This is a genomic window from Sporosarcina sp. P12(2017) (assembly GCF_002743035.1).
GTDB lineage: Bacteria > Bacillota > Bacilli > Bacillales_A > Planococcaceae > Sporosarcina > Sporosarcina ureae.
In genome coordinates, this window is the sequence record NZ_PDYL01000003.1 from 55,841 (window position 1) to 67,414 (window position 11,574).

Sequence of the window (11,574 nt, forward strand, 5' to 3'; positions counted from 1 at the left end):
CCGAAAACAACGTACTGTTTTCGGGTACTGCAATACATGTTATAAAGTCAGCTTGCGTACATCTGCCTGCGGAATGGCAAGCCAATCTTCAACGATGGCTCGAAACTTTTCCATTGAGCCTGTTGTGTAAAATATTGGCTCTTCCGCCGAAATAGCTAGTAATTGCTTCGCTTTAAGAATCCGTTCAACATCAATCACAGTCTCCGCTGCTGAAGAAATAACATTCTTTTGATTGGAGAAATGCGCTTCAATATGTTCTTGTAATAATGGATAATGCGTACAGCCAAGAATTACAGAATCAAACGGATAGTTATGCAAGGGAAGTAACGTCCGGTCGACTATATCCCTTGCTGCCTGTGTACGGTATTCTCCATTTTCAACGATTGGCACAAATTCCGGACAAGCGAGTGAATGGACTTTGGCTTCCGGTTTTAAAGCTTGTATCGCTAGATCATATGCTTTACTTTTCACAGTGCCTTCTGTACCCAGCACAGCAATTTCGTCTGTTCGCGATGCATTGATAGCCGCCCTGGCTCCTGGTTCAATAACACCGACAACAGGAAAGTCAAATTGCTGTCGTACTTCTTCTAGCGCGATAGCAGTCGCGGTGTTACACGCAATAACGAGCATTTTTATACCCATTTCCGCCAAACTGTTGACCATGTCCATTGTAAATTGCAACACTTCTTCCGCAGGCCGAGGACCATACGGACAACGTGCATCATCGCCAATGTAAATAATAGGTTCATTCGGTAGGTAGTTGCGTAACTCTCTTACAACTGTTAGTCCGCCAACTCCCGAATCAATTACTCCAATAGGTGCGTTCAATGTAATCCCTCAATCTCTTGTCATCTGTTCATGTAGTGTAGCCAGCAATTCTGAAAACTGCTGAATTTCCTGCTCATTTGAATTTACAAGGACATCTTGCAAATACTCTTGTCTCTTCTGTATAACCTCTTCAATAATCCGTATTCCTTCAGGTAATAAATGAACACGGACAACCCGACGATCCTTATCATCTCGCACACGTCTCACTAGTTGATTATTTTCCATTCGGTCTACTAAATCAGTCGTGGTGCTAAATGCTAGGAACATTCTATTGGATAGATCTCCAATGGTCATATCACCATGTTCTAGCAACCATTGAAGAGCACTGAATTGAGGAGGCGTAATGGTAGAATTTTTTAATATTTTTCGACCTTGTTCCTTGATGATGGACGCAATGTATCGCAAGTCTTTTTCCATCTTTACGATATCAGTTGGTACGTTTTGTTGTTCATTCAACAAAAAATCAGCTCCCTGAAATGAGTCCTATCTTTTCATTGTACCGTTTTCGTTGATGAACGCAACAATTTTTCCTTTGTTTTATGCTAGAGAAGAAGTAATTGACACCGATTGCACAAAATTGGTCTACTATCCTAAGCTGGGCATCATTTTAGTTCAGCCGTAACTCTCCCAATCGCAATAATTCAACGATCGCTTGTGCTCTGCCTGATACACCCAGTTTTTGAATCGTATTTGAAATGTGATTTCGTACGGTTTTCTCACTAATCGTCAGTTGTCCAGCAATTTCTTTTGTTGTAAAATCATCTACCAGCAAAGTGAAAATTTGTCGTTCCCGATTTGTTAATAAAGAACGGTTTTGCATTTCATCCAAGATGCGCCCCTCCTCTTTACGCTTTCCCCATAGGATATGTAAGCATAAGGGCGTCTGTGTAGGCTTTTACGAGTTTTCTAGGAACATCCGCTTCTCTTCTTCAGTCCATGCAACAGGTCTTCCATCAGCTTTACCAATTTGAACGATAGCACCCCTACCTGTAAAGACGATTTCATTACGTTCATTCTTAGCCATATAATGCAGATCAACTGAACTCGTACCCATAGAATTGGCTTTCACGTGGATTTGTAGCTTTTCGTCAAAGTATACTTGCTTAGCGAAATCGCATTGTAAATCCGCTACTATTGGAATAGTTGTGCCCTTTGGATCGATCCACTTTGCCATATGGTTTAGATGTTTCAAATATTCAATTCTGGCATACTCAAAATATGCAAATACCTTTGTGTTGTTCAGATGCCCATACATATCCGTCTCTGAAAAACGTACTGAAACGTCCGCATGAAAATGAAATCCTTCTATCCATTCCTCTATATTAACAATATAACTTTCTCTCATTCACTCACACTCCTTCATAATGAATAAATATTCATTACTTTATTATATCAAAATACAAATTGACGTCAAATATATTCATCACACTACTGTTAGGGCAAATGCAATGGAATACTAGGAGAGGGTTGTAGCTAATGATGTTTTTTAAGGAAGCAACATTAAACTTCTTTGTCTATTCCTCAACTCCTGCTTTCTATTATAGTCTGAATGCAGTAAACATCAAAAAAGCTGTCCTAGAAAGTCATAGACTTCCTGGACAGCTTGCTTTATAGAAATTAATCTACTTGGTGGTCACTTCCGAAGAAGTTCTTGAACATTTGGATTGTTGTGGCTCTACCGATTGCACCGATAGAAGTGGTTAACGGAATACCTTTAGGACAAGCAACTACACAGTTTTGTGAGTTACCGCACTCAGTGATTCCTCCGTCTCCCATAACAGTAGCCAAACGCTCATCTTTGTTCATTGAACCAGTCGGATGTGCGTTAAATAAACGCACTTGTGACATCAATGCAGGACCCATGAAATTCGTCTTGTCGTTTACGTTCGGACAAGCTTCTAGACATACACCGCAAGTCATACATTTAGACAGTTCATATGCCCATTGACGCTTACGTTCAGGCATACGAGGACCTTCACCAAGATCATACGTACCATCGATCGGAACCCATGCTTTGATACGCTTTAACGAATCGAACATGAATTCACGGTCAACAACCAAGTCACGAACGACCGGGAATGTGCGCATAGGCTCAAGTTTAATTGGTTGTGTTAACTGATCAACCAGCGCAGTACATGACTGACGAGGGCGACCGTTTATTACCATTGAACATGCACCACAAACTTCTTCCAAACAGTTCATATCCCAGTTAATAGGAGTTGATTTCTCACCTTTAGCATTTACTGGGTTACGTCTGATTTCCATTAGAGCCGAAATTACGTTCATATTCGGGCGATATGGAACTTCAAATCTTTCAACATAAGGGCTTGAAGTGGCAGTATCTTGACGATGAATGTCAAATACGACAGTTTTTGTAGCAGTTGCAGTTTGTTGTTCGCTCACTTTTGTCAATCTCCTTTCTTCGCTGAGTAATCACGGATACGTGGAGGAATAAGAGATGTATCTACATCTTCATACGAAATAATTGGTGCAGAAACTCCGTCAAATTCCGCAATTGTTGTTTTCAAGAAGTTCTCATCGTCACGATTCGGGAAGTCTGGCTTATAGTGCGCGCCACGGCTCTCATCACGATTCAATGCACCTAAAGTGATTACACGTGCTAGATAAAGCATGTTTTTCAACTGGCGTGTAAACATAGCTCCTTGGTTTGACCATTGCTGTGTATCCGTAATATTAATATTTTCATAACGCTCAAGTAACTCGACAATTTTCTCGTCTGTTTGCTTCAATTTATCATTGAAACGAACAACCGTTACGTTGTCAGTCATCCATTCGCCTAGCTCTCTGTGAAGTACGTACGCATTCTCTGTACCGTTCATCTTGAGAGTATCTTCCCATTTCTGTTGCTCTTCTTTCACTGCATCTTCGAAGATCGTTGCTGGCAGTTCATCAGCTGTTCGCTTCAAATGCTTCATGTAATCAATTGCGTACGGTCCTGCGACCATACCACCATAGATTGCAGATAGTAATGAGTTCGCTCCTAAACGGTTTGCACCGTGTTGTGAGAAGTCACATTCCCCTGCTGCGAATAGGCCCGGGATACTTGTTTGCTGATGATCATCTACCCATAGTCCACCCATTGAATAGTGAACAGCCGGGAAAATTTTCATTGGCAATTTACGTGGATCATCTCCTGTGAACTTTTCATAGATCTCGATGATTCCACCAAGTTTAATGTCAAGTTCTTTAGGGTCCTTGTGGGATAGGTCCAAGTACACCATGTTTTCTCCGTTGATACCTAGTTTTTGGTTTACGCACACGTCAAAGATTTCACGTGTTGCGATGTCCCGAGGAACTAAGTTACCGTAGTCCGGATATTTTTCTTCCAAGAAGTACCAAGGTTTACCGTCTTTATATGTCCAAATACGTCCACCTTCACCACGTGCTGATTCACTCATGAGACGAAGTTTGTCGTCTCCAGGAATTGCTGTCGGATGGATTTGAATGAATTCACCATTTGCATATTTTGCACCTTGCTGATATACGATCGATGCTGCAGAACCTGTATTGATTACAGAGTTTGTAGACTTACCGAAGATAATACCAGGGCCGCCTGTTGCCATGATGACAGCATCCGCCTTGAATGCTTGAATTTCCATTGTCTTCATGTTTTGCGCTTTAATACCGCGGCACGTTCCCTCTTCATCTTTGATGATTCCAAGGAATTCCCAGTGCTCATATTTTTGTACTAATCCAGCTACCTCATGCGAACGCACTTGTTCGTCAAGAGCATAAAGTAACTGTTGTCCAGTTGTCGCACCTGCATACGCTGTACGGTGGTGAAGTGTACCACCGAAACGACGGAAATCCAAGAGACCTTCTGGCGTACGGTTAAACATAACGCCCATACGGTCCAATAAGTGGATGATTCCAGGAGCTGCTGCCGTCATTGCTTGTACTGGTTTTTGATTCGCTAGGAAGTCTCCACCGTAAACTGTATCATCGAAGTGAATGTCGACCGAGTCGCCTTCACCTTTCGTGTTTACAGCACCGTTAATGCCACCTTGGGCACATACGGAGTGGGAACGTTTTACTGGTACTAGCGAGAACAAGTCAACCGGTACACCAGCTTCTGCTGATTTGATGGTAGCCATTAGTCCAGCTAGTCCTCCACCGACGACAATCAATCTGCCTTTTGCCATTATTGTGTCACTCCTCAATTATACGTAATTTCATTAGTTAGTTAGTTATTTACACAAAAGCTAGAAGTGCCTGAATTCCAATTATAGAAAGTACTAGGAATACAACGATTGTGATATAAGATACGATTTTTTGTGATTGTGGTGATTGTGCAATTCCCCATGTAACACAGAAAGACCATAGTCCATTTGCTAAGTGGAATGTAGCAGATAGAATACCTAGGATATAGAATACAAGCATAAGTGGATTCGATAAGATATCGGCCATCATGTTGAAGTCTACTTCAGCTCCAAGTGCTTTTTGAATACGAGTTTCGTATACGTGCCAAGCAATGAAGATGACAAGGAATACCCCAGTGAAACGTTGGAGCGTGAACATCCAGTTACGGAAAGTACTGTAATGGCCCACGTTGTATTTCGCTGAAAACGCTATGTACACTCCGTAAAACGCGTGGAACATGAGTGGAATGTAGATAATAAACCATTCCAAGAAAGATACAAACGGCAAGTTCCCCATAAAATTAGATGCTGTGTTGAATGCTTCCTCACCGCGCGTTGCAAAATGGTTAATTACTAAGTGTTGGGCAACAAATAGTCCAACTGGAATTACACCAAGCAACGAATGTAGACGGCGTAAGAAAAAATCTGTTTCTTTCGACAAGTCTTTTACCCTCCCTTATTTCTGAGATTATACTGTCGTGATGCGGTTTCTTTATCTAGTTCGCATTCACCAGTATCTCTCTTCATGGTACAATATGATAACATGTATATTGTACTCCTCTGTATTGGACAGGTCAAGACGCTGTGTACTTTTTATAGTAGATTATGATTTTTCTAAAAACGTCGAATAACACTTTGCTTTTCCTATGATCCGACAATGCTTGACATAGTTTGCAGCCCGTTGAAATTAGGGTTTGAGAAATTTTCATTTCTTATTTCTACATTACTCAACTCATTTATTCATGAAATTTACGTTTCTCAGTTAATTAACTATTTATTCTAATAAAATGTATTGGAAATTAAGCGCCTGCCAGTAATATGGTGAAAAAGCATTATATGTAAATGAAAACCCCTCGACTTTAAATTACTCAGTAAGGGGCTTTTCGGATGTTTCAGGTTGCTGGAAATGCGCAAGTAATTCATCAGCTACTTTTTTTGGCATCCCCGCTTCTTTTAATTGTTCAGGTGTTGCTTCGCGAATGGCTTTCACGGTTTTAAAGTGTTTCAATAATTGCTGTTTACGTTTCGGTCCAACACCTTCAATTCCATCCAGTGAAGAAGTTAGAGAAGATGCTCCCCGCCGCTGTCTGTGGAACGTAATAGCAAATCGATGGACTTCATCTTGAACACGTTGCAATAAATAAAATGCTTCACTAGTTTTCTTTAACGGGACAATTTCTGGCGGATGACCGTACAGCAACTGTGCTGTATTATGTTTATCATCTTTTGCCAAACCAGCTATCGGAATGGAGAGGCCTAGTTCATCCTCTAACACTTCCCGAGCAATTTCCATCTGGCCTTTTCCACCATCAATAACAATTAAATCAGGTAAAGGCAATTGATCTTTTAATACACGTGTATAGCGTCTTCTAACGACTTCACGCATCGCACCATAGTCATCATGTGCTGCTGCCGTTTTAGTTTTATACTTCCGGTAATCTTTGCGATTAGGTCTTCCATCTACAAATGATATCATTGCGGATACAGGTTCCACGCCATGTGTATGGGAGTTATCGAACGCTTCTATGCGAAGGGGTGTGCTGATATTCATCGCTTCCCCAAGTTCTTCACATGCACCAATAGTACGTTCTTCTTGGCGCTCAATTATTTGGAATTTAGCGTTCAATGCAATGGATGCGTTTTTGGCAGCCAGTTTAACAAGATCTTTTTTCTTTCCACGTTGTGGTAGTAACACATTCGTATCGAGCAATTGATCTGCTAACGCAAAATCAACGGTTTCAGGAAGAAGTACTTCTTTTGGCAATAAATGGTGAGCTTCTCCATAGAAACGGCCTAGATACGTCAGTAATTCTTCTTCAGGATCCTGATAAGCTGGGAAAATGGATACATCCCGTTCTATCATTTTACCTTGTCTGACAAAGAACACTTGCACGCACATCCAGCCTTTGTCAACTGCATAGCCAAAAATATCACGATCTGTAAAATCATTCGCATTCATATTCTGCTTTTCCATAACGGTTTCAATATTGGTAATTTGATCACGATATTCTTTCGCTCGTTCAAATTCTAATTCTTCCGCAGCTTCGTTCATTTTTTGTTGAAGTTCCTTTTTTACTTCCTTATAACCGCCATTTAGGAATCGAGTAATGTCTGCAATCATTTCGGTATATGCTTCGGCAGGCACTTCTTTAATACAAGGCGCCAGACATTGGCCAATATGATAGTACAAACACGCCCGCGTAGGGATACTTTGACATTTACGGTATGGATATAAGCGATCCAGTAACTTTTTCGTTTCATGTGCGGCCGTAGCATTAGGGTACGGTCCGAAATATTTACCAGATTTTTTATTGACTTTGCGTGTAATGATCAACTTTGGATGACGTTCATTAGTAATTTTCAAGTAAGGATATGTTTTGTCATCTTTAAGCATAATATTGTATTTCGGATCGTATTTCTTAATCATGTTTAATTCTAAAATCAATGCTTCAATTTCAGAATTGGTCACTATATATTCAAAGTCTTCTATTTCTCCGACCAATCGCTGTGTTTTGCCATCATGGGAACCCGTAAAATAGCTACGAACACGGTTTTTTAACACTTTTGCTTTCCCGACATAAATGACAGTACCTTGACGATCCTTCATTAAATAGCAACCCGGCAATTCGGGGAGAATTGAAATTTTATGTTCAATGATTTCATTCATTATTTTCACCTACTAAAAGACCGGGCTGCTCTTGCGGCCCGGTCTCTTCTATTTATGCATGTTTTTCTACTAGTTGTGCAAGTGCTTCTTTTGGTTGGAAACCTACTACCTTTTCAGCTACTTCTCCATCTTTAAAGAGAAGTAATGTTGGGATCGACATGATACCGAACTGGCTAGCAGTTGCTTGGTTATCATCCACGTTTACTTTTACAATGTTCGCTTTTCCTTCAAGTTCACCTGAAAGTTCTTCAAGGACAGGAGCGATCATTTTACATGGCCCACACCAAGGTGCCCAAAAGTCCACTAGTACTACGCCTTCTTTTACGTTTTCAGCAAAGTTTGAATCAGTTGCATTAATAATTGCCATTCTTTTTTCCTCCTTAGTCTTTAACTATATTCGTATTGTATCATGGAGGTAAAGAAGGAGCTAAAAAAATGCCTGTATCAATTAATTAGCTGACTTTGATTTTTTGAATTTCCTCAATCATGATCGGAATGATCTCGAAGATGTCACCTACGATACCGTAATCTGCAATTTTAAAGATGTTCGCTTCGGGATCTTTGTTGATTGCCACAATGACTTTCGAGTTGGACATACCTGCCACGTGCTGGATCGCTCCAGAAATTCCAGCTGCGATATACAAGTCAGGAGTAACAACTTTACCCGTTTGTCCAATCTGTAGTGAATAGTCACAGTAGTCTGCGTCACATGCTCCACGTGAAGCACCGACTGCACCGCCTAGAAGATCAGCCAACTCTTTTAAAGGTTTAAATCCTTCAGGTCCTTTGACTCCACGGCCACCCGCTACGATCACTTTCGCTTCAGACAAATCTACGCCTTCTGTTGATTTACGTACTACGTCTTTGATAACAGAACGAAGATTCGCAATTTCTACAGTTTTCGCTGTTACATCACCTGAGCGGCTGGCATCATGTGCTAAAGGCTCAATATTGTTCGGACGGATTGTGATAAATTGTAAACCTTCTTTAATTTCCACTTTTTCAAATGCTTTACCAGAGTAGATGGGACGGATGAATTCTGCATCGTCGCCTTCTCCTTCAATCTTTGTCACATCTGAAATTAATCCAGTACCAAGCTTACTTGCAATTTTGGGTGATAAGTCTTTCCCCATAGCTGTGTGTCCAAATACGACACCGTCGGGAGATTCGTCATCGTAGACTGCTAGGAACGCTTGCCCAAAGCCGTCTGGTGTGTAATGCTTCAAATGTGGGTGCTCAACCGTTACTACACGATCCGCCCCATAATGAATCATTTCTTCGCCAAGTGACTGAACTTGATCCCCTATAAGAACTGCGACAACTTCTCCGCCACCTGAAATATTCTTTGCTGCTGCAATTGTTTCAAATGATACGTTACGTAGTTCTCCATCACGTGCTTCACCTAAAACCAACATTTTCTTTGACATAATGTAGTCCCTCCTAATTACAGTTCTCTATATGAATTAAATTACTTTCGCTTCGTTACGCAATAATTTTATAAGTTCAGCCGCTTGATCTGCTGGCTCTCCTTCAAGTACACGCCCTGCTGCTTTTGCAGGTGGTAAGAAGACTTCCTTTGTTTCCGTCTTCGCTTCTACGTCATCTTCGTCTAGGTCTAGATCGTCGAACTCTAGGTCTTCAAGAGGTTTCTTCTTAGCTTTCATGATCCCAGGCAAAGAAGGATAACGTGGTTCGTTCAGACCTTGTTGTGCTGTGACAAGAAGTGGCAGGGATGTTTCAATAGTTTCCGAATCCCCCTCTACGTCTCGTACAACGGTTGCGTTCGTTCCGTCTATCGTTAATTCAGTAATTGTCGTGACATAGTTAATGCCTAGCAATTCTGCTACACGTGGTCCTACTTGACCTGAGCCACCATCAATTGCTACGTTACCAGCTAAAATCAGATCAGCATTTTTATCTTTTAGGTAATCTGCAATGACTTTTGCAGAAGTATATTCGTCGATATCATCTATGTCATCTTCAATATTGATTAGGACTGCTTTATCTGCACCCATTGCCAATGCTGTACGCAATTGTTTCTCGGAATCTTCGTCTCCGATTGATAATACAGTTACTTCCCCACCGTGTTCGTCACGTAGTTTAATAGCTTCTTCTACTGCGTACTCATCGTATGGGTTGATGATGAATTCTGCACCATCTTCAGCAATGGCACCGTTTGAAATTGAAATTTTTTCTTCCGTATCAAATGTTCTTTTTACTAATGCATAAATGTTCATTAATAGAACCTCCTATTCGATAATTACTTCCCGTTAAATGTAGGTTGACGTTTTTCAATAAATGCTTGAATACCTTCTTTTGCGTCTTCAGAGACGAAAACTTCTCCAAATGATTTCGCTTCTTCTTCCACACCCTCATAGAATGACTGATCTTTTGAGTACGAAAGCATACGCAAAGCATGTTTCATTGCAATCGGGCTCTTTTGAGAAATCTTCTTCGCTAGTTTCAATGTTTCAGCCGAAAGTTCTTCATCTGTATAAGAATGATTTGCAAGTCCCCACTGTACTGCGTCTTCACCTGAAATTGGATCGCTAGTCAACATTATTTCTGCTGCCTTCGCTACACCAACTAGGCGCGGTAAACGTTGAGTACCTGCAAATCCAGGAATGAGACCTAGTTGCAATTCAGGCAAGCCTAGTTTCGCACTCTTCGTAACCAAACGGATGTGGCAAGCCATGGCAAGCTCTAAACCACCGCCAAGTGCTGCTCCATGAATGGAAGCGATTACAGGTTTAGGGAAATTCTCTAAACGCTCGAAAACTTCTTGTCCTTTACTAGAAAGCTTCGAGAACGCTGCCCCTGTGTCAACTGTTGTGAATTCTTTAATGTCGGCACCCGCTGAGAAGAATCGACCTTCACCGTATAGAACCACAACGCGAACATCTTCGTCGTGCTCTACGCTAGTTAACAGCTGATCTACTTCTTCAATCAATTTCGAAGACAGTGCGTTCGCCGGTGGATGGTCAATTTTCGCTAATGCGACATGTCCGTCTTTCTCCAATTTAATCAATGTCATCTACTATCTCTCCTTTAATGCGATACTTACTGAAGTTTGTAGCCATGCAATAACATGTCACTAACTTTAGGTGCTAATCTAACTAAATTAAATTTCTGTTCGTTCATCACCCAAGAGGTAATTGTCTCGTCCATCGTGCCAAATAACATCTGCCTTGCTAGTCTAAGGTCAAGATTAGGAGACAACTCTCCTTTCTCTACCCCTTCCTCGAGCAAAGTATCCAACAAAACCATATATTCTTTTAACACATTATTGATTTGGAATCGCAGATCTTTATTTGACTGTCTGAGTTCCAATTGTGTGACGATCGCTAAGTGAGGATCTTCTTGTAGTACGGTAAAATGATTTTCTACAACCAATTGCAATTTTTCTGCTATAGGAAGATCTTTTTTTAGGATTTCTTTAATGTTCTCTACGAATATTTCCATTTTTTCTCTGAATACAGATATGAGGATGTCTTCTTTATTTTTAAAGTATAAATAAATCGTTCCATCCGCAACTCCAGCTTCCTTAGCAATTTTCGAGACTTGCGCTTGGTGGTACCCATTCTCCGCAATAACAATTACTGCAGCATCTACAATTTGTTTATATTTAGGTTTTGTTCGCTTCATTAATGTTTCACCACCAAAAAGAAAATATGAATGATGATTCATTCATATTTTCAT

General features: G+C 40.8%; 13 protein-coding genes. All 13 read right to left on the reverse strand.

The window, feature by feature from the left end; all coding sequences use genetic code 11:
* Positions 1-39: 39 nt before the first annotated feature.
* Positions 40-828, reverse strand: coding sequence for a glutamate racemase (gene racE, locus CSV80_RS03030; protein WP_099669539.1), 789 nt, complete (start codon positions 826-828; stop codon positions 40-42).
* A gap of 9 nt (positions 829-837) precedes the next feature.
* Positions 838-1,245, reverse strand: coding sequence for a MarR family winged helix-turn-helix transcriptional regulator (locus CSV80_RS03035; protein WP_099669665.1), 408 nt, complete (start codon positions 1,243-1,245; stop codon positions 838-840).
* Positions 1,246-1,435: 190 nt separating this feature from the next.
* Positions 1,436-1,648 (reverse strand): helix-turn-helix domain-containing protein, encoded by a 213-nt coding sequence (locus CSV80_RS03040; protein ID WP_037561560.1) that lies wholly within the window; start codon positions 1,646-1,648, stop codon positions 1,436-1,438.
* Between the two features lie 75 nt (positions 1,649-1,723).
* A complete protein-coding gene (locus CSV80_RS03045) occupies positions 1,724-2,173 on the reverse strand; it encodes an acyl-CoA thioesterase (RefSeq protein WP_099669540.1) in 450 nt (149 codons plus the stop codon).
* Between the two features lie 272 nt (positions 2,174-2,445).
* Positions 2,446-3,240 carry a succinate dehydrogenase iron-sulfur subunit gene (gene sdhB / locus CSV80_RS03050; RefSeq protein WP_199083916.1) on the reverse strand — a complete coding sequence of 265 codons (795 nt, stop codon included), beginning with the start codon at positions 3,238-3,240 and terminating at the stop codon, positions 2,446-2,448.
* Positions 3,237-4,991 (reverse strand): succinate dehydrogenase flavoprotein subunit, encoded by a 1,755-nt coding sequence (gene sdhA, locus CSV80_RS03055; protein WP_029052963.1) that lies wholly within the window; start codon positions 4,989-4,991, stop codon positions 3,237-3,239. Before sdhA ends, sdhB begins: the two co-directional genes overlap by 4 nt.
* Before the next feature lie 49 nt (positions 4,992-5,040).
* On the reverse strand, positions 5,041-5,649 hold the full coding sequence (locus CSV80_RS03060) for a succinate dehydrogenase cytochrome b558 subunit (RefSeq protein ID WP_029052962.1): 609 nt from the start codon (positions 5,647-5,649) through the stop codon (positions 5,041-5,043).
* Positions 5,650-6,072: 423 nt separating this feature from the next.
* Entirely contained in the window at positions 6,073-7,875 is a 1,803-nt protein-coding gene (uvrC, locus tag CSV80_RS03065; protein ID WP_099669542.1) for an excinuclease ABC subunit UvrC, read from the reverse strand.
* Between the two features lie 52 nt (positions 7,876-7,927).
* The gene (gene trxA, locus CSV80_RS03070) at positions 7,928-8,242 is read right to left on the reverse strand and encodes a thioredoxin (protein WP_029052960.1); all 315 of its coding nucleotides are present in this window, start codon (positions 8,240-8,242) and stop codon (positions 7,928-7,930) included.
* 85 nt (positions 8,243-8,327) lie between these two features.
* Positions 8,328-9,302 (reverse strand): electron transfer flavoprotein subunit alpha/FixB family protein, encoded by a 975-nt coding sequence (locus tag CSV80_RS03075; RefSeq protein WP_099669543.1) that lies wholly within the window; start codon positions 9,300-9,302, stop codon positions 8,328-8,330.
* A gap of 36 nt (positions 9,303-9,338) precedes the next feature.
* The gene (locus CSV80_RS03080) at positions 9,339-10,112 is read right to left on the reverse strand and encodes an electron transfer flavoprotein subunit beta/FixA family protein (RefSeq protein ID WP_029052958.1); all 774 of its coding nucleotides are present in this window, start codon (positions 10,110-10,112) and stop codon (positions 9,339-9,341) included.
* 23 nt (positions 10,113-10,135) lie between these two features.
* Positions 10,136-10,909, reverse strand: a complete 774-nt coding sequence (locus CSV80_RS03085) for an enoyl-CoA hydratase (protein WP_099669544.1) — start codon at positions 10,907-10,909, stop codon at positions 10,136-10,138.
* A 26-nt stretch (positions 10,910-10,935) separates the two neighbouring features.
* Entirely contained in the window at positions 10,936-11,520 is a 585-nt protein-coding gene (locus tag CSV80_RS03090; RefSeq protein ID WP_099669545.1) for a fatty acid metabolism transcriptional regulator FadR, read from the reverse strand.
* Positions 11,521-11,574 lie beyond the last annotated feature (54 nt).